Below are 19,358 nucleotides of genomic sequence, written 5' to 3'. Positions count from 1 at the left end.
CATCTGCATCGGACAGCGAGCATGATAACGCACGTGAACGGTACCCATCCGTTCACTTTCGGTTACCCCACCCGGGCAGCCACCTGGGAAAACGACGGCCCGGCACGGCCCGCCGGCCGACGCCGCCCGGCCGTCCACGACGTCGCGAGGGAGGTCTCGTGCCGGATCCGTTGAGTTTCGCGTCCGGCATCTCCGCGGCAGGCGCGCTGGTCTCGGTGTGGCAGCTGCGCCGCCGAGCGCTACGGGCGGAGGCCGAGATCGCGTACCTGCAGGCCGAACTCGCCGCGGAACGGCACGCCGCCAGCCACGACCCGCTGACCGGGCTGCCCAACCGCCGGGCCTTCTACCGCATCGCCGCGGCCCTGCTCACCGACGCCGGTGGGCAGCCGCTGATCGCCGTGGTGCTCGACCTCAACGACTTCAAGCAGGTCAACGACCGCTACGGCCACGCCGCCGGCGACCAGGTGCTGATCAGCGTCGCGCAGCGGCTGACCGCGTTCGCCGGGGACAACCTCGTCGCCCGCCTCGGCGGCGACGAGTTCGCCGGGCTGCTCAGCACCCCCTCGGTCGACCGCCGCTGGATCGACCACGCCACCCGGCGGCTCTGCGAGGCGATGGCCGCCCCGATCCCGCTGGCCGGGCGCACCGTCCGGGTCACCGCCTCGGTCGGCCTGGCCCCGGTCACCGGCCCCACCCAGCTCACCGAGGCGCTCTGCGCCGCCGACGCCGCGATGTACCGGGCCAAGGGCGTCACCGGCCGCCGGGCGCCCCGGCAACTCGTCGACACCCCCCGCCTCGCGGAGTGCTGACCCAGCGCCGCCGGACACCGTCGTCACCCGGACGACCTCGTCCGGCCCTGCGCCCACCCGAGCACGGGCGCGGCACGCGCCGGTCAGCGCCAGCCGTAGCCGGCGCGCAGCGCCCGGCCGATCCGGTCGAAGCGGTCCCGGTCCAGCACCGCGCCCTCCCGGCGGATGCTGTCCTCGCGCATGGTGAGCACCCGGTCCAGCCGCACCCAGCTCGGGCGGTTGTCCCGGTCCCACTCCCCCGGGCCGAGCGCCAGCCAGTGCCGTTGCCCGTCGCGCTCGCCCTGGCTGGAGAGCATCAGGCCGAACAGCGTCCGGCTGTGCCGGCCCACCACCAGCACCGGGCGGTCCTTGCCCTGCCGGGGGTCGTCCTCGTACGGCACCCAGGTCCACACGATCTCGCCCGGGTCGGCCTGGCCGTCCAGCTCCGGGGCGTACGTCAGCTCCCGGCGCTGCAACGCGCCGACCTGGCGCCGGCGGGCCACCTGGGCGGGGATCACCCCCGGCGAGCCGGCCGGCGCCGGCGCCCTCCCGGTCACCCGGTTGAGCCGGGCCGCGACGTTCCTCAACAGACCTGCCACGGCGGGCAGCCTAGCCGTCCCCGGGCCGCCGCGCCTCCCGGCCGCGCCCGTCAGCCGGGACGGCGGGCCAGCACCAGCGTGGTGCGCAGGTCCAGGGTCACCGTGCCGCCGAACCCGTCGACCGCCGCGCCGACCGCCGTCAGCACCCGCTCCCGCAGGGCCGGCGGACGGCGCAGCTGCGGGGAGAAGGTGCTGACCAGTCGTCGGTAGGCGGCCGTGGACAGCGGCTCGTCCCGGCGGAACGACTCGGTGCGCACATCGGTGAAGAGCCCGCTCTCGGTGATCTCCGTGCCGAACCAGCCGTCCGCCGGGTCGGCCTGCCGGACCGGGTCGACCGACTCGAACGCCGCCCGGATCGCCGCGCCCTGGGCCGGGTCGACGTAGTCGTAGCGGTGGGCGAACACGGCCAGGGCGCCACCCGGCGCGAGCGCGTCGTACGCCCGGACGCACCGGGTCGCCGGGTCGAGCCAGTGCCAGGCCATCGCACAGGCCAGCACCGGCACCCCGCCGGGCGGCGGAGTCCACGCCTCGAACCGGACGGGGACCACCTCCACGGCCGGGAAGCGGGCCGACAGCACCTCGGCCATCCGCGCGTCGGGCTCCACACAGGTCATCGGCGCGCCCACCGCGAGCAGGGTCGCGGTGGCGAGCCCGGTGCCCGCCCCCACCTCGACCAGCCGCGACGGCGTCCGGCCGTGATAGGCGAGGATGGTGTCGGCGACCGCCGCCGGGTAACCCGGCCGCGCCTCGTCGTAACTGGCCGCGACCTCACCGAAGACATCCGTCACGACCGCCATCCTGCCAGGGGTCGGGCGGGCCAGGGGGACCGATGATCGAGCTGCCGGGCGACCTGCCCGTGGTGGAACGCACCGCCGTGCGCCTGGTGGTGCGCGACGCGCGGGGGCAGATCCTGCTGTTCCACACCCGCGACCCCGAGCACCCCCGGCTGGGCACCTGGTGGGAGCTGCCGGGCGGCGGGGTCGACCCGGGCGAGACGTACACCGAGACGGCCCTGCGCGAGCTGCGCGAGGAGACCGGGTTCGTGGTCACCGCCGACCGGCTCGGGCCGCCGTCGTGGCGACGCCGGGCCAGCTTCGTGCACCGGCAGCGGCGACACCTGCAGGACGAGGTGGTGATGACGGTACGGCTCGACGCCGTCGCCCCGGACGTCGACGGCGCCGACCGGCTGGACTACGAGGTGGAGGACTACTTCGGGTTCCGCTGGTGGCCCGTCGCGGAGGTGGTGGCCGCCCCGGACCGGTTCTACCCGGGTCGGCTGCCCGAGCTGCTGACCCCGTTCCTGGCCGGCGACCGGATCGACGAGCCGTTCGAACTCTGGTCCTGACCGGGATGCCGACCGGGCCACCGGTGGGCACAGTGGTGGCATGACGACGACCCTGCACGCCCCGCTGGCCCGGTACGCCGCCCGGCTGCACGCCGTGATCGGCGGCCGGCACCACGTGGCCTCCCCGCTCGGCGCCTGGCTGCTGCTCGCCCTGGCCGCGCCGGCCGCCACCGGTGGACTCCGCGACGAACTGGACGACGTCCTCGGCGTGGACGCGACGACCGCCGCCGGGCTGGCCACCACGCTGCTGGACGCGCCGCACCCGCTGGTCGGCTCGGCGACCGCGCTCTGGCACCGGCCGGGTTCCGACCCGGCCGGGCTGGACGGGTGGCGGAGCGGCCTGCCCCGGACGACCGCGACCGGCCCGCTGCCCGACCAGGCGGGCCTGGACGCCTGGGCCCGCGAGCACACCCTCGGCCTGATCGACCGCTTCCCGCTGGCCGCCTCGCCCCGGGTGCTGGTGATGCTGGCCAGCGCCCTGGCCACCCGGATCTCGTGGGCGGACCCGTTCGACCTCGCCCCGGGCGCGGCGCTGGGCGGGGCCGGGCCGTGGGCGGGCCGGCTCGACCGGGTGCTGCGCGCCCCGGAGCACGGTCACCGGGCGTGGATCGCGGCGACGGCGACGGCGGGCGACGTCGCCGTGCACGCCGCGTCGGCGGTGGAGCGCGACGGGGGCGGGCTGGTGGTGCTGTCGGTGGCCGCCGACCCGACGGTGGCTCCCGGCGACGTGCTGGCCGCCGCCCACGAGCTGAGCGGCGCGGCGCTCGACGGGGACGGCCCGCCGGCGGACTGCCGGTCCCTGTTCGACCTGCCGCTCGGCGCCGGACCGGCCTGGTCGCTGCGGGAGGAGCAGGTGCCCGTGTGGGCCCGAGACGGCCGCGAGGAGCGGTACGAGGCGGTACTGCCCTGCTGGTCCGCGCGCGACGAGCACGAACTGACCGACCCGACGCTGGGCTTCGGTACGGCGGCGCGGGCGCTGGGCGGGCTGCTCGGTGCGGCCGATCCGAACGTCGAGGCGCGGCAGGCGGCGATGGCCCGCTACGGCCGGTACGGCTTCGAGGCCGCCGCGGTCACCGGGATGGCCGTGCTGGAGAGCCTGCCCCCCGACGGCGTACGCCGCACCGCCGAGCTGCGCTTCGGCCACCCGTACGCGGTGGTGGCGGTGGCCACCGACCGGCGGGGCGGGACGGGGCCCTGGCACGGCGTGCCGGTCTTCTCCGCCTGGGTGGCGGAGCCGGAGGAGCCGGCGGCGGACGACCTGACCGACCCGCCCGCGCCGTGGTGACGGCGGCAGGTGGGGATCCGGGTCCCGGGCGGATCCCCACCTGCCGGCCGGCTCAGGCGGGCACCGCCTCCCGATCCCGCTCGGCGGCCCGGGCGGCGAGCCGGCGTTCCCGCTCCTGCGCGCCAATCAGGTCGTCGGGCAGCGAGTCCGGCACCTCGATGTCGAAGCGGCGCAGCATCCGGATCGCGAAGCCGCCGAGGGTGATCAGGACGAGGACCAGCCCGAAGCAGACGTACGCGAAGCCGATGCCACGGCCGGTGCCGGTGCCGATCACCGCGCCCACCGACCCGGCGAGCGCCCCGTCCGGGGCGAGCATCGGTTCGAACAGCCCGGTCGCCACCGGGGCCAGGACCGCGAACCCGATCGGCAGGGTGGACCAGGTGATGGTCTGGTTCAGGCTGAACACCCGGCCGTGGAACCGCTGCGGCACCTTGACCTGCACGATCGTCGCGTAGATCGACTGCGCGGTGGTCATCGCCATGGCCAGCCAGAAGAAGCCGACGCAGACCATGACCAGCGAGGCGTCCAGGCCGATCAGGACGCAGCCGATCGCGGTGCCGAGGTTGCCGATCAGCACGCCGATCATCCGCCGGTGCCGGGGTCCGCCCCAGATCGCCATCAGCACGCCACCGGCCACCGCGCCGACCGCCTCGGCCAGCGCGACCTGGGCCACCTGCGTCGCGGTGCCGAAGGAGAGCACCAGCGGCGTGGTGAGCACCAGCGCCGGGGCGAGGAAGATGTTGCCGATGGCGAAGTAGGCGAGCATCAACCGGAAGCCCCGGTGCTGCCACGAGTAGCGCAGGCCGTTGGCGATGGCCACCAGCAGCCGCTCCCGGGGCCGCCAGCCGAGCAGGTCCGGGAACCGGACCACGGCCAGGGTCAGCACCGCGACCAGGTAGCTGGCCACGTCGATCAGCAGGATGCCCTTCAGCTCGATCGCGGCGAGCAGGCCGGCGGCGAAGACCGGCATGAGCAGCATCGCCACGCCGGTGGAGAGCTGGGTGATGCCCATCGCGTGGCCGAGGTAGCGCTTCGGCACCAGCTGGGGCACCGCCGACTGGAACGCGATCCGCTGGAACGACGCCGCCACCTGGCTCAACGCGACGAGGGCGTAGATGTGCCAGAGGGCGAGGGTGTCGGTCCAGAGCAGCCCGGCGAGCACCAACTGGACCGAGCCGGCGCTGCAACTGGCGATCATCATGATCTTCCGCCGGCTGACCCGGTCGGTGACCGCGCCGGCCACCGGCAGCATCAGCACACCGCAGATCAGCGCCAACGCCCAGAGCAGGCCCAGGTCGGCCACCGAGCCGGTCCGGGTGAACAACCAGATCGGCAGGGCGAACGCGGTCAGCGCCGAACCGGTGGTGGAGACGAGCTGCCCGACGGTGACCGCGACGAACCGGGCCATGCTCGGCTTCACCACGTCCTTGGCCCGGCCGTCGTCGACGCCGACCCGCTGGTGGTCGGCGACCACCCAGCCGGCGTCCTCGCCCCGGGCGGCCGGGCCGAGCGCCGAGACGTCCCCGGCGGCCACCGCGGGGTGCACCCGGGTGACGATCTCGGCCAGCTCCTCGGCGCGGTACTTGAGGAAGAAGTGCCCGGCCTGGTCGAGCACCACCAGGCCGAGGGTGTCGCTGAGGAACTGCCACTCGGCGTACCGCTCGGTGTGGTAGTCGGTGACCGGGTCCTCCGAACCGACCACCGAGACGATCGGCGCGCGCAGCTTCGCCGCGCCCCGGTCGAGCAGGCCGGTGAAGTACTCCTCGGAGGCGCGGGAGTCGGCCCGCATGTTGCTGATGATCCGGTCGGCCTGCTCCGGATCCAGCTCGTCGGTGTCCACCCCCATCGACTTGAGCCAGCTGGCGTAGTGCCGGTTGCTGCGCAGCCGTTCGAGCCGGGTGCGCAGGGCGGCGAAGGCGCCCTTGGGACGGGCGAAGGGGAACATCGCGCCGATGTAGAGGGCCTCCAGCTCCCGGCCGGCGGCCTCCACCTTGCGGGCCACCTCGGCGACGATGGCGCTGCCCACGCCGCAGTGGCCGTAGAGCGCGATCGGGCCCTCGACGCGCTCCAGGATCTCGTCGGCGACCCGGCGGGTCAGCTCCTCGAACGGCAGCGCGTCCTCGGACAGGCCGACGTCGTGGCCGGGGATGGCCAGCGACCACAGGGCGTGGCCGGCGGGCAGCGCGTCGGCCAGCGGCTGGTAGACGATGGCGCTGCCGCCGCCGTACGGGACGCAGACGTAGCTGAGCACCCGCTGCGCGGCGGGGATCGGCTTGGTCAGCTCGTAGAGCAGCCGACGCGGCTCGTCACCGCCGTCGCCGCCGGTCATGAACGCGGCCAGGTCGCGGATGGTCCGCTGCTGGAACAGGTCCATCACGCCGACCGCACGCCCGCCGTGCTCCGCCTTGCGGATCCGGGCCACCACCTGGGTGGCCAGCATGGAGTGCCCGCCGAGGTCGAAGAAGTCGTCGTCGATGCCGAGCGTGTCGACGCCGAGCACGTCCCGCCAGATGCCGGCCAGCAGCCGTTCGGTGTCGTCGCGCGGCTCGACCAGCGCGACCGACGCCTCCCGGGTCACCACCGGGGCCGGCAGCGCCCGGCGGTCGAGTTTGCCGTTGGGGGTCAGCGGCAGGGCGTCCAGGGTGACGAACGCGGCCGGCACCATGTACTCGGGCAGGGTCTCCTTGAGCGCGGCCCGCAGCGCGGTGTGCTCGGCCGCCCCGACCAGGTAGGCGGTGAGCCGCTTGTCGCCGGGGCTGTCCTCCCGGACGATCACCGCGGCCTCGGTCACCTCGGGCTGCTCGCGCAGCGCGCTCTCGATCTCCCCCAGCTCGATGCGCAGGCCGCGCAGCTTGACCTGGTGGTCGATCCGGCCGAGGAACTCGATGACGCCGGCCGGCCGGCCGTCGGCCGCCGACCCGGCGGCCTCGCCGGGTGCGGACGGGGCGATCACCCAGCGGGCCAGGTCGCCGGTGCGGTAGAGCCGCGCGCCCGGCTCGCCGGAGAACGGATCGGGGACGAACCGCTCGGCGGTCAGCGCCGGCCGGCGGTGGTAGCCGCGGGCCAGCCCCACCCCGCCGATGTGCAGCTCGCCGGCCACCCCGATCGGGCAGGGCTCACCGCGCTCGTCGAGCACGTGCAGCCGCAGGTTGGCGATCGGGCCGCCGATCGGCACGCCGGTCAGGCCGGGCAGCAGCGCCGGGTCGCAGTGCCAGGCACTGACGTCGATGGCCGCCTCGGTCGGGCCGTACAGGTTGTGCAGCTCGCACCAGGGCAGGCGGGCAGTGAAGTCGACCGCCGAGACCAGCGGCAGCTCCTCACCGGAGCAGATCACCCGGCGCAGCGCGGTCGCCGCCTCGACGCCGTCCTCGGCGAGGAAGACGGTCAGCATCGACGGCACGAAGTGGGCGGTGGTGATCCGCTCGGCGACCAGCAGGTCCCGCAGGTAGCCGGCGTCCTTGTGCCCGCCGGGCCTGGCCAGCACCAGCCGGGCGCCCTCGCGCAGCGGCCAGAAGAACTCCCACACCGAGACGTCGAAACTGGCCGGTGTCTTCTGCAGCACCGCGTCGTCGGCGCCGAGGCGGTACGTCTTCTGCATCCAGTCGAGCCGGTTGACGATGCCCCGGTGGGTGTTCGGCACCCCCTTGGGCCGGCCGGTCGAGCCGGAGGTGTAGATGACGTACGCCAGGTGCTGCGGGCCGGCCAGCGGGACCGGGTCGTCGGTGGGCTGGTCGGCCCAGACGGCCTCGTCGTCGAGGGCGAGCACGGTCGCGCCGGTGTCCGGCAGCACGTCGCGCAGGTGCCGCTGCACCAGCACCACCGGCGCGGCGGCGTCGTCGACCATGAAGGCGAGCCGGTCCGCCGGGTACTCCGGGTCCAGCGGCAGGTAGGCGCCGCCGGCCTTGAGCACGCCGAGCAGGCCCGCCACCAGCTCCACCGACCGCTCGGCACAGACCCCGACCAGGGTCTCCGGCCCGACGCCGGCCGCCCGCAGCCGGTGGGCGACGCGGTTCGCCGCGGCGTTCAGCTCGGCGTACGTCGCCGACCGGCCGTCGATGGTGACGGCGACCGCGTCCGGGGTGGCCGCCGCGCGCTGCGCGATCGGCCCGTGCAGGGTCTGCGCGGCCGGGAACTCGGCGGCGGTGTCGTTCCACCCGGCGAGCAGCTCCCGCTCGTCCGTGGCGAGCAGGTCCAGCGCGGAGACCGGGGTGTCCGGGGCGGCGACGATCGACCGCAGCAGGGTGACCCAGCGCCGGGCCGCCCGCTCGACGGTCTCCCGGTCGAACAGGTCGGTGTTGAAGACCAGCTTGCCCCAGATCCCGTCGGCCACCTCGACGGCGTGCAGCTCGAAGTCGAACCGGGTGGCACGCAGCTCCATCGGCGTCCACCGGAAGGTCACCTCGGTGTTGCCGGAGGCCTCCGTGAAACGACCCATCTCGTAGTTCTGCAGCACGAACATGGCCTGGAACACCGGCGAGCGGCTGACGTCGCGGGGCAGGCCCAGCTCGTGGACCACCTTCGCGAACGGCACCTCGGCGTGCTCGAAGCCGTCGAGCACCGCCCGGCGGGTGCGCTGGAGCAGTTCGGTGAAGGTGGGGTCGCCGGCCAGTTCGGCGCGCAGCGGCAGCATGTTGACGAACATGCCGACGACGTTCTCCAGCTCCGGCGCGGACCGGCCGGCCACGGACGCCCCGACGGCGAAGTCGTCCTGCCGGGCGTGCCGGGACAGCAGCACCTGGTACGCGGCGAGCAGCGTCATGAACAGGGTGCCGCCGCACTCCCGGGTCAACGCGGCGAGCCCGTCGGTGACCGCCCGGTCCACCTGGAACTCGACGAAGTCGCCCCGGTAGGTCTGGGTGGCCGGACGGGGCCGGTCCAGCGGCAGCTCCAACGGGGTGATCCCGGCCAGCCGCCGCTTCCACCAGTCCAGGTGCTCCCGGGCGGCCGGCCCGTCCAGCTCCCGGGCCTCCCAGTGGGCGAAGTCGCCGTACTGCACCGGCAGGGCGGGTGGCTCGCCGCCCCGGTAGCAGGTGATCAAGTCGCGCAGCAGCACGTCGACCGACCAGCCGTCACCGACGATATGGTGCTTGCCGAGGAAGAGCACGTGGTCGTCGTCGGCGAGCCGGATCAGCAGGGCGCGCAGCAGCGGCCCGGTCACCAGGTCGAACGGCTCGGCCGCGGCGGCCTCCACCAGCGCCTGCGCGGCCGCCTCGTCGGGGGCGTCCACGATGGTCAGTGGGACGGTCACCGACTCCTCGATCACCGCCGTCGGACGGCCGTCGGCGTCGGCCGGGAAGCGGGTGCGCAGCGACTCGTGCCGGGCGGTCAGCGCCGCCAGGGCGGCGCGCAGCGCCGTCACGTCGAGCGGTCCGCGCACCCGCAACGGCACCGCGATGTGGTACGCCGCCTCGCCGGGCGCGATCTGGTCCATGAACCAGACCCGCTCCTGGGCGTACGACAGCGGCACCGGCGCGCCCTCGGGCCGGGGGGTGATCCGGGCGGTCGGCGCGGCCTGGCGCCGGCGCAGCCGTTGGGCGATCAGCGCCGCCCGGGCCGCCTCGCGGGTGGGATCCTTCAGGTCCGTCATGCGGGAGTGTCCTTCTCGGCCGCCAGCAGCGCGGCGACCTCGGTGTCGGAGAGCTGGTCCAGCTCGGCGGCGATGCGCTGCTCGATCACCGCGGCCAGGTCGGCCACCACCGGGCTGCTGAACAGCGCCCGCATCGGCAGCTCGACGTCGACCTCGGCGCGGATCCGGGCCATCGCCCGCATCCCGCGCAGCGAGTTGCCGCCGAGGGCGAAGAAGTCGTCGTGCGCGCCCACCTTCTCCACCTGAAGGATGTCGGCGTACACCTCGGCCACCAGGGTCTCGGCGTCGGTGCGCGGCGGGACGTAGCCGTCGCCGGAGGCCGTCGCGGCCGGGGCGGGCAACGCCGCCCGGTCGAGCTTGCCGTTGGGGGTCAGCGGCAGCGCGTCGAGCCGGACGAACGCGGTCGGCACCAGGTGCGCGGGCAGCTCCCGGGCCAGCTCGGCGGCGAGGTGGGCCTCCTCGGCGGTGCCGACGTGGTAGCCGACAAGCGTCGGCTCGCCGGACTCGGCGCGTACCGCCACCGCCGCCTCGCGCACCTCCGGGTGGGCCAGCATCGCCGACTCGATCTCGCCCAGCTCGATGCGCATGCCGCGCACCTTGACCTGGTCGTCGCGGCGGCCCAGGTAGTCCAGGGTGCCGTCGGCGCGGCGGCGGGCCAGGTCGCCGGTGCGGTACATCCGCTGCCCCGGCGGCCCGTACGGGCAGGGCAGGAAACGCTCGGCGGTGAGCGCGGGCCGGCCCAGGTAGCCGCGGGCGAGCTGGTCGCCGGCGACGTACAGCTCCCCGACCACGCCCGACGGCACCGGGTTCAGCGCGGCGTCGAGCAGGTACGCCCGCGCCCCGGCGGTCGGCCCGCCGATCGGCACCGGGCCGGCGGCCACCGGCTCACCGGGCCCGATCCGGGCGGCCACGCAGCCGACGGTCGCCTCGGTCGGGCCGTACTCGTTGACTACCGCCACGTCCGGGTGGGCGGCGCGCCAGCCCGCCAGCTGCTCCCCGGTGAGCGCCTCCCCGCCGATCACCAGGTCGGTGGTCGGGGACAGCTCCGCGTCGAGCAGCGGCAGGTGGCTCGGGGTGACCTTGAGGAAGCTGGGGCGTCCACCCTCGCGGGCCTGCGGCGAGTCGATCGCGGCCAGCCGGACCGTGCCGCCGGCGGTGAGCGGGCCGAGCAGGCCGGTGACGGTGAGGTCGAACGAGACCGGCGAGTGCAGCAGCGCGGTGCCGGCCAGCCCCGGGTAGGTGTCCCGGGCCCAGGCCAGGTACGCCGCGACGGCCCGGTGCTCCACCACCACGCCCTTGGGCCGGCCGGTGGAGCCGGAGGTGTAGAGCACGTACGCCGGGTGCTCGGGGCGCAGCGGGGCGGTCCGCTCGGCGTCGGTGAGGTCGGCGTCGGACCGGTCGGCGCCGGTCGTGCCGTCCAGCAGCACCGGGTCGCCGCCGACCAGCGCGGCGGTCTCCGGCAGGGCCAGCACCAGCGCCGGCTCGGCGTCGGCGAGCAGGTACGCGATCCGGCCGGCCGGGTAGCCGGTGTCCACCGGGACGTACGCGGCGCCGGCCTTGAGCACGGCGAGGACGGCGACCAGCAGCTCCGCCGAGCGGGGCAGGGCGAGCGCCACCCGGGTCTCCGGGCCGGCGCCCCGGGCCACCAGCACCCGGGCGAGCCGGTTCGCGGCGGCGTTCAGCTGCGCGTACGTCAGCCGCACGTCGGCGCAGACCAGCGCGGTGGCGTCCGGGGTGGCGGCGGCCTGCCGCTGCACCTCGTCCACGACGGTGGGCAGCACACCCGCCGTGCCGGCGCCGGCCCACCCGCCGAGGACCAGCTCCCGCTCGGCGTCGTCGAGCAGCGGCAGCGCGGAGACCGGCCGCTGCGGGTCGGCGACCGCCGCCTCGAGCAGCCGCACGTAACGGGCGACCACCGACTCGGCGGTGGACCGGTCGAACAGGTCGGTGCGGTAGACCAGCCGGCTCTCCCCGGCCGTGACGTCGAAGGCCAGGTCGTCCTTGGCGGTGCCGAGCTCCACCGGGTCGAGGCCGGAGTCGGGGATGAAGTTCAGCGCGGTCTGGAAGATCGGCTGCACCGACGGGTCGCGCTGCGGGTCGACCGCCTCGACGATGCGCTGGAACGGCGTCTGGCCGTGCTCCATCGCGTCGACCAGGCCGTCGCGAACCCGGCCGAGCAGTTCGGTGAAGCTCGGGTCGCCGCCGACGTCGCAGCGCAGCGCGACCGGGTTGACGAACATGCCGATCAGCGGCATCACCTCGGCGCTGTCCCGCCCGGCGGTGGAGACGCCGACCACCACGTCGCTGTCGCCGGAGATCCGCGACAGCAGCGCGGCGAAGCCGGCCAGCAGCACCATGTACGGCGTGGCCGACGCGCCGACGGCGAGCCGGCCGATCCGGTCGAGCAGCCCGTCGGGCAGGGCGAAGCGGACCTCGTCGCCGGCGAAGCCGAGCTGGGCGGGGCGGGGCCGGTCCAGGGGCAGCCCGGTGACGGCCGGCGCGCCGGTCAGGTGCCGCTTCCAGAAGTCGAGCTGCCGGTCCAGCTCCGCGCCGCTGAGCTGGTCCCGCTGCCAGGCCGCGAAGTCGGCGTACTGGATGGGCAGCTCGGGCACGGCGGCGCTCGCGCCGGTCGACGCGGCCCGGGCGAAGGCGTCGAGTTCGTCGACCATCAGCACCGCCGACCGGCTGTCGAAGACGGCGTGGTGCACCACGAACAGCAGCAGCCAGGCGTCGCCGCGGTGGACCAGCCGGGCCCGCCACAGCGGCGGGGCGTCCAACGGGATCGGCGTGCGGGCGAGGTCGACGCAGAGCGCCTCGAACCGGGCCGCGCGCTCGGCCTCCGGCAGCTCGCGCAGGTCCTCGACGGGGACCGTCACCGGCTCGTGCTCCCGCACGACCTGCACCAGGGCGCCGTCGTCGACGCGCAGGTGGGTGCGGAGCGCCTCGTGCCGGGCGACGACCCGGTCGAGCACCTCGATCGCGGTGGCGGCGTCGACACCGGCCGGGACCCGCCACGGGCCGGAGACGTTGTAGACCGGGGACCCGGGGTCGAGCTGGTTGGCCAGCCACACCCGCTCCTGCGCGAAGGAGGCGGGGAAGGTCCACTCGCGGGTCACGACGAGACCTCCCGTACCGAGCGGGGGCGCATGTCGGTCCAGACCACCTCGACGTGGGCCAGGCACTCCTCGCGGGAGCCGGCGAAGCCGGCGTCGTGCCAGCCGGCGGGCAGCTCACGGTCGGCCGACCAGATCGAGTACTGCTCCTCGTCGTTGCGCACGACCAGGAATCGGGGCTCGGCCATCAGTTGTCTCCAGCGCTCTCGGGGGTGTGCGGTTCGGCCATCGCGACGGCGATCTTGCGGGGGCCGGTGAACGGCTCCCGCGCGTGCGCGGCGGTCATGTTGTCGACCACCAGCACGTCGTCGCGGTGGTAGTCGAAGCGGACGCTGGCCGCCCGGTACGCGGCCCGCAGGTGGTCCAGCACGTCGGCGGGGATCTCGCCGCCGTCGCCGTAGTAGGTGTTCGAGGGCAGCCCGTCGGGGCCGAACATGGCGAGCAGCCCCTCCTGGTAGTCCTTCGGCAGGGTGCTCACGTGGAAGAAGGTGGCGTGGTTGAACCAGCGCGGGGTGTCCGAGCCGGGCCGCAGGTGCACCACGTCACGGACCGCCCGGGTACGCAGGCCGTCGGCGCCGACCCACTCCAGCTCGATCCGGTTGCGCGCCGCGTACGCCTGGACCTCGGCCCGGTCGGCGGTGCCGAAGACGTCCTGCCAACGGGTGCCGAAGTCGGCGTGGAAGTTGCGCACCAGCATCCAGCGCCGCCGGACGAACTCCTCCCGCACGTCCGGGTCGATCGCCTCGTACACCCGGCGGACGTCGGCCAGCGGGGTCGCGCCGAGGGTGTCCGGCGGGGTGATGCAGTAGAAGAACAGCGTCAGCGGCCAGGACGCCTGGTACGAGTTCTCGTTGTGCAGGAAGATCTCCTCGTCCGGTGGGTAGTCGGTCGAGGTGTAGACCCGGCCCTTGATGGCGTGCCGGGGTGAGGACCGCTCGGTGTAGGTCAGCGGCTCGCCGGAGAACGCCCGGACGACCGCGTCGAAGCCGTCCACCCCGCCGACGTCGAAGCCGCGGAACAGCAGCCCGCCGTGCTCGGTGAGGGTGGCGCGCAGCTCCGCGCGGCGCCGGCCGATCAGCTCGGTCAGCGGTGTGCCGTCGCTCTCGACGACCACCGGCAGCGTGGCGATCGTGTCGCTCATTGCTCTGTCACTCCTGTATCTCGACGTCAGGCGCGGGGCAGCCGCGGGATGGCGGCAACGGTGGCTGGGGCGGCCGGGGCGTCGGCGGGGGCGGCGGCGCGCAGCTCCTCGATCCGGGCGGCCAGCCCGGCCACGGTCGGGGTCTCGAAGAGACTGCGCATCGGCAGCCGCACCCCGGTCGCCTTGCGCATCGCGGCGATCAGCTGCACCGCGACCAGGGAGTTGCCGCCGAGGGCGAAGAAGTCGTCGTCGACGCCGACCTCGGCCACGCCCAGGCCGTCCCGCCAGACCGCGGCGATGGTGCTCTCCAGCTCGGTGCGCGGCGCGGCGGAACCGGCCGCGGCGGCCGTCGGGACGGCCACGGCCGACTCGCCGTCGGACTCCAGGTCGCTGGTGCTCACCCGCGACGACCGGTGCCGGACGTCCTCGACGGTGCGGGTGGAGATGACCACCTGGGCGCCGAGACCGGCGCTCAGGCTGCGCCGGAACGCCTCGGCCCCGTCGACCGGGCGGATGTCCTCGGTCACCGCGTCACCGGCCGGGGTGCTCGGCTCGCCGGCGCCGGCGGCGGCCAGTCCCCCGGTCACCGCACCCTGGTCGACCCGGCGCAGCACGAAGTCGCCGATCGCGACGAGTTCGCGGCCCTGCGCGTCGGTCAACGACAGGTCGGCGGCGACCACCTCGACGCTCGCCCCGGTCCGGTGCCGCAGGTGGCTGTGGAACTGCGCCGGCAGCGGCCCGCGCACCACGATCCGCCCGTACGACAGCGGCAGGTAGGTGCCCTCGCCCTGGCCACGGCCGAACGCGGTGGCCACGTCCAGCAGCGCCGGGTGCAGCCCCCAGGCGGGCAGGTCGGCGGCCACCTCGGCGGGGGCGACGACGTGCGCCAGCTCCTCCCCCTCGCCCAGGTGGTGCTCGGCCAGCGCGTGCCACCGTGGACCGAAGGTGAGCATGCTGGTGCGGCCCCGGCCGAACGACGCGTCGTCGTCGACCCGGCGGCCGGTGACCGCCGGCACCCGGGCCGGCGGGGCGGGCTCGGTGGTCCAGCCGGCCGCGCCGCGCACGTGGGTGCGCGTCGTGCCCGCGGCGAGGCTGCGCACCGTGAAGTCGACCCCCTCGTCGGTGGGGGTCAGCTCGACCCGGTACTGGGCGACGGTCCCGTCCGGCACCGAGAACGGCTCCAGGAAGACCACGTCGCGCAGCTCGACCGCCGCGTCGGCGGCCGGGGCGGGCAGCGCGGCGACCACCGCGGCGCGCACCGACTCCAGGTGGGCGGTGCCGGGCACCACCGGCACCCCGCCGATGCGGTGCTCGTCGAGCAGCCAGTGGGTGTCGGCGGAGACCAGTCCGTGCAGGACGGTGCCGTCCGCGCCGACGACCTTGGTGGTGAGCACCGGGTGCTCCACCGCGCTGGTCACGGTGTCCCGACCGGCGGCCCGGAAACCGGCCGGCGAGTCGGTCTCCACGGCCATCCCGACCTCGGCCCAGCCGCCCCAGTTCTGCGCCACCACCGGGGCCCGGAAGCCCGCCCCGGAGCGGGCGTACGCGTCGAGGAAGGCGTTGGCCGCGCAGTAGTCGACCTGGCCGAACCCGCCGATCACCGAGGTGATCGAGGAGCAGAGCGCGACGAAGTCCATCGGCAGGTCACCGAAGACCTGGGCCAGGGCGAGGGTGCCGGTGAGCTTCGGGGCGAGCACCCGCTCCGCCTCGGCCCGCTCCTTCACCTCGGCCATGCCGCCACCGGGCAGGCCCGCGGCGTGCACGATGCCGTCGATGCCGCCGAACCGCTCCTCGGCGGCCTGCCGAACCCGGCGCAGGTCGGCCGGGTCGGTGACGTCGGCGGCGAGGACCAGCACCGAGGCGCCGGCGGCCTCCATCCGGCGGATCGCCGCGATCGCCCGGCCGGCCCGGTCGGCGCCGCCGTGCACGGCGAGGTGCTGGTCCCACTCCTCGCGCGGCGGCAGGCCGGAGCGGGCCAGCAGCACCAGCTTCGCCCGCACCCGGCGGGCGAAGTCCTCGGCGAGGGTGACGCCGATGCCGCCGAGGCCACCGGTGACGACGTACCGGCCGCCCTCGCGCAGCGGGCCCGGCCCGGCCTCGGCGTCCACGGTCACCTGCTCGTAGTCGGTCACCCAGCGACGCCGCCCGCGCAACGCCAGCTCGGCCCGCCGCGGGTCGACCGGGCGGCGCAGCTCGGCCACCACCGGGTCCACGTCGGAGCCGGCCGGGTCCGCGTCGAGCAGCCGGACGGCGAGCCCGGGCAGTTCGGCCGGGAGCACCCGGGCCAGGCCGGCGAGGGTGGCGTGCTCCGGCCGGAGCAGGTCGGCGCCGGTGACGTCGCCGATGCCGGAGGTGACCAGGTCGAGGGTGAGGGTGCGCTCCTCGGCGGTCAGCCCGGCGCCGGCGAGCGCCTGCACCAGGTGCAGGGCGCTGAAGAAGCCCCGGTCCTGGGCGGCCCGGGCGGCCGCGAGGTCGGTGCCGGCCGGCGCGCCGTCCAGGGCGAGGGCGTGCACCAGCCGGTCCGGCAGGTCGGCGCCGAGGGCGGCCACCAACGCGTCGTGGTCCTCCCGGACGCCGGGGCGCAGCCGGTAGCCGCCGTCGACGGCGGCGAAACCGTCGCCGGGGCGTACCACGGTCGGCTCGGCGCCGGCGGCCCGCAGCGCCGCGACCAGCGCGTCGCCGCGCGGACCGTCGACGAGGACCAGGCAGCGGCCCAGCGGCGCGGCCGCCGGGTCGGCGGCGGCCTGCCGCCAGACCGGCACCGCGAACCACTCCGGCAGCGGACGCGGGCCGGTCTCCACCGGCGCCGCGGCCACCTGCTCCTGCGGGTCCGGGTCCACCCAGTAGCGGCGACGCTCGAACGGGTACGTCGGCAGCGGCACCCGCCGGGCGTCCGGGTCGGCGCCCAGCCGCACCGGGACGCCGGCGCACCAGAGCGCCGCGGCCGTGCCGAGCAGGGTGGCGAGGTCACCGGTGGGCTCGCCCGGGCCGGGTAGGCTGCCCAGCGGGACGAGCGCCCGCTGCGCCTCGGACGCCTTGGCCACCTGCATCCGGGCCAGGTTCGCCAGCTGCCGGCCCGGGCCGCACTCCAGCAGCGACCAGGTGCCCTCGGCGAGCAGGGTCGCCACGCAGGCGCCGAAGCGCACCGGTCGGCGCAGGTGCGCCGCCCAGTACGCCGGGTCGGTGGCCTGCTCGTCGGTGATCCAGTCACCGGTCACGTTGGACAGGAACGGCACCGTCGGCGGCCGCAGCGTCACCGTGCCCATCAGGGCGGTGAACTCGGCCAGGATCGGCTCCATCATCGGCGAGTGGAAGGCGTGCGAGGTGCGCAGCGCCTTGGCCTTGACGTCCAGCGTCTGCGCGAACGCGGCGACCGCGTCGCTCGGGCCCGCCACGACGCAGGTGCCCGGGCCGTTGACGGTGGCGACCGTGACCCCCTCGGGCAGCCGCTCGGCGACCACCGACTCGTCCAGCGGCACGGCGAGCATCGACCCCGGCGCGACGGACTGCATCAGCCGGCCCCGGGCGGCGACCACCCGCAGGGCGTCCGGCAGGCTCAGCACCCCGGCCACGGTCGCGGCGACGTACTCGCCGATCGAGTGGCCGATCATCGCGGCCGGCCGCACGCCGGCGGACTGCCAGAGCACGGCCAGGGCGTACTCGACGACGAAGAGGGCGGGCTGGGTGTAGCGGGTCTCGGTGAGCTTCTCGCCGGCCTCCGGGTCGCGGCCGAGGATCAGGTCGCGGATGTCCAGGCCCAGCTCAGGGCGGAGCAGCTGCGCGCACTCGTCCACGGCGGCGGCGAAGTCCGGCTCCTCGGCGTAGAGCTGCGCGCCCATGCCGGCGTACTGCGAGCCCTGGCCGGAGAAGAGGAAGGCCGGCCGGGGCGCCGTGCCCTCGACCACGCCGGCCTGCCGGCGACGCTTCGTGCGCAGCGCGGCGACCGCGTCGGCCAGGTCGGTGGCGACCACGGCGACCCGGTGCGGGTACTGCCGGCGGCCGACGCGCAGGGTGTGCGCGACGTCCGCGAGGTACTCCGGCCCCCGGTCGGTGGCGGACTCCAGGTGCTCGGCGAGCCGCCGCACCGCGGTCTCCAGCGCGCCGGCGGTCCGCGCCGAGACGGGCAGCAGGTGCGCCGGACGGACCCGCCGCTCCCGGTACGCCGCCGGCGCCTCCTCGAGCACCACGTGGGCGTTGGTGCCGCCGATGCCGAACGAGCTGACCCCGGCGCGGCGGGGCGTGCCGTCGGTGTCCCACTTGGTCAGGGTGTTCGCCACGTAGAACGGGGTGTCGGCGAAGTCGATCGCCGGGTTCGCGGTCTCGTAGTTGATGGTCGGCGGGATCAGGCCGTGTTCCATCGCCAGCACCGTCTTGATCACGCTGACGATGCCGGAGGGCTGGCTGAGGTGGCCGATGTTCGACTTGACCGAGCCGATGCCGCACCAGCCCCGGTCGTCGGTGTCCTTGGTGTAGACGGTGGACAGCGCGGTGACCTCGATCGGGTCGCCCATCGCGGTGCCGGTGCCGTGCGCCTCGACGTAGCTGATGGTGCGCGGGTCGATCCCGGCCATGCCGACCGCCTGGGCGATCGCCTCCACCTGCCCGTCGACGCTGGGGGCGGTGAAGCCGACCTTCCCGGCGCCGTCGTTGTTGATGGCGTTGCCGAGCACCACGGCGCGGATCGCGTCGCCGTCGGCGATCGCGTCGGAGAGGCGCTTGAGCAGGGTGACGCCCACGCCGCTGCCCCAGACCGTGCCGTTGGCGGCGGCGTCGAACGGGCGGCACCGGCCGTCGGGCGAGGTGAAGCCGTCCATGCCCAGGTAGCCGACGTGCGGCAGCTCGATGTTGACGCCACCGGCGAGGGCCATGTCGCACTCGCCGTTGCGCAGCGCCTCACAGGCGAGGTGGAACGCGACGAGCGAGGTGGAACAGGCGGTGTGCACGGTCAGGCTCGGCCCGCGCAGGTCCAGCCGGTACGACACGTTGGTGGCGACGTAGTTCGGCGAGTTGCCGCTGGCGATGGAGACCGCACTGTGCGGGCCACCGCCGACGCGCTTGTTGCGCAGCACGTACCGGTGCAGGTAGGTGTTGCCGCCGGTGCCGGCGTACACGCCGACCGCGCCGTCGTAGCGGGCCGGGTCGTAGCCGGCGTCCTGCAGGGCGGTGTAGCAGCTCTCCAGGAACAGCCGGTGCTGCGGGTCGGTGATCTCCGCTTCCCGGGCGGTCATCCCGAACAGGCCCGCGTCGAACTCGTCGTACCCGTCGACGAGCGGGGCCCGGTTGACCCAGCCCGGGTCGTCGACCTCCTCGGCGGTGGCGCCGCGGGCCAGCTGCTCCTCCCGGGTCAGTTCGGTGACCGACTCGACCCCGTCGACCAGGTTGCGCCAGAACTCGTTCACGTCCGCCGCGCCGGGCAGGCGGGCGGCCAGCCCGACGATGGCGATGGGCTCGATGCCGTCGTCGGCCGGCAGGTCGGTATCGGTCGGGTTGCTCATGAGGC

The 19,358-nt window shown here is 75.2% G+C and carries 10 protein-coding genes; 3 read left to right on the top strand and 7 right to left on the bottom strand.

The window, feature by feature from the left end; all coding sequences use genetic code 11:
- Nucleotides 1-158: 158 nt before the first annotated feature.
- On the top strand, nt 159-809 hold the full coding sequence (locus GA0070614_RS27310; RefSeq protein WP_088978637.1) for a GGDEF domain-containing protein: 651 nt from the start codon (nt 159-161) through the stop codon (nt 807-809).
- Between the two features lie 83 nt (nt 810-892).
- On the opposite strand, the gene GA0070614_RS27305 is transcribed toward GA0070614_RS27310, so the two are convergent.
- Both GA0070614_RS27305 and GA0070614_RS27300 read right to left on the bottom strand, forming a co-directional pair.
- On the bottom strand, nt 893-1,387 hold the full coding sequence (locus GA0070614_RS27305; RefSeq protein ID WP_088978636.1) for a type II toxin-antitoxin system PemK/MazF family toxin: 495 nt from the start codon (nt 1,385-1,387) through the stop codon (nt 893-895).
- Nucleotides 1,388-1,437: 50 nt separating this feature from the next.
- Nucleotides 1,438-2,175 carry a class I SAM-dependent methyltransferase gene (locus GA0070614_RS27300; RefSeq protein ID WP_157745099.1) on the bottom strand — a complete coding sequence of 246 codons (738 nt, stop codon included), beginning with the start codon at nt 2,173-2,175 and terminating at the stop codon, nt 1,438-1,440.
- Between the two features lie 41 nt (nt 2,176-2,216).
- Here GA0070614_RS27300 and GA0070614_RS27295 point away from each other — a divergent pair, with 41 nt between their 5' ends.
- Together GA0070614_RS27295 and GA0070614_RS27290 are read left to right on the top strand one after the other, a co-directional pair.
- The gene (locus GA0070614_RS27295; protein ID WP_172892515.1) at nt 2,217-2,732 is read left to right on the top strand and encodes an NUDIX hydrolase; all 516 of its coding nucleotides are present in this window, start codon (nt 2,217-2,219) and stop codon (nt 2,730-2,732) included.
- 40 nt (nt 2,733-2,772) lie between these two features.
- Nucleotides 2,773-4,017 carry a hypothetical protein gene (locus GA0070614_RS27290; protein ID WP_088978634.1) on the top strand — a complete coding sequence of 415 codons (1,245 nt, stop codon included), beginning with the start codon at nt 2,773-2,775 and terminating at the stop codon, nt 4,015-4,017.
- A 52-nt stretch (nt 4,018-4,069) separates the two neighbouring features.
- Here the strand turns inward: GA0070614_RS27290 and GA0070614_RS27285 are convergent, their stop codons facing one another.
- The 5 genes from GA0070614_RS27285 to GA0070614_RS27265 are packed head-to-tail and all read right to left on the bottom strand — an operon-like array spanning nt 4,070 to nt 19,353.
- Nucleotides 4,070-9,604: a non-ribosomal peptide synthetase/MFS transporter gene (locus GA0070614_RS27285; protein ID WP_088978633.1), complete on the bottom strand. Its 5,535-nt coding sequence runs from the start codon at nt 9,602-9,604 to the stop codon at nt 4,070-4,072.
- Nucleotides 9,601-12,720 (bottom strand): non-ribosomal peptide synthetase, encoded by a 3,120-nt coding sequence (locus GA0070614_RS27280; protein WP_088978632.1) that lies wholly within the window; start codon nt 12,718-12,720, stop codon nt 9,601-9,603. Before GA0070614_RS27280 ends, GA0070614_RS27285 begins: the two co-directional genes overlap by 4 nt.
- Complete coding sequence (locus GA0070614_RS27275) at nt 12,717-12,905, bottom strand: MbtH family protein (RefSeq protein ID WP_088978631.1); 189 nt, start codon at nt 12,903-12,905, stop codon at nt 12,717-12,719. Before GA0070614_RS27275 ends, GA0070614_RS27280 begins: the two co-directional genes overlap by 4 nt.
- Entirely contained in the window at nt 12,905-13,858 is a 954-nt protein-coding gene (locus GA0070614_RS27270) for a TauD/TfdA family dioxygenase (RefSeq protein ID WP_088978630.1), read from the bottom strand. Before GA0070614_RS27270 ends, GA0070614_RS27275 begins: the two co-directional genes overlap by 1 nt.
- 26 nt (nt 13,859-13,884) lie before the next feature.
- Nucleotides 13,885-19,353 (bottom strand): type I polyketide synthase, encoded by a 5,469-nt coding sequence (locus GA0070614_RS27265; RefSeq protein WP_088978629.1) that lies wholly within the window; start codon nt 19,351-19,353, stop codon nt 13,885-13,887.
- Nucleotides 19,354-19,358: the final 5 nt, after the last annotated feature.

Source organism: Micromonospora coxensis (genome assembly GCF_900090295.1).
Classification (GTDB): domain Bacteria; phylum Actinomycetota; class Actinomycetes; order Mycobacteriales; family Micromonosporaceae; genus Micromonospora; species Micromonospora coxensis.
This window is presented reverse-complemented; position numbering and strand designations above follow the sequence as displayed.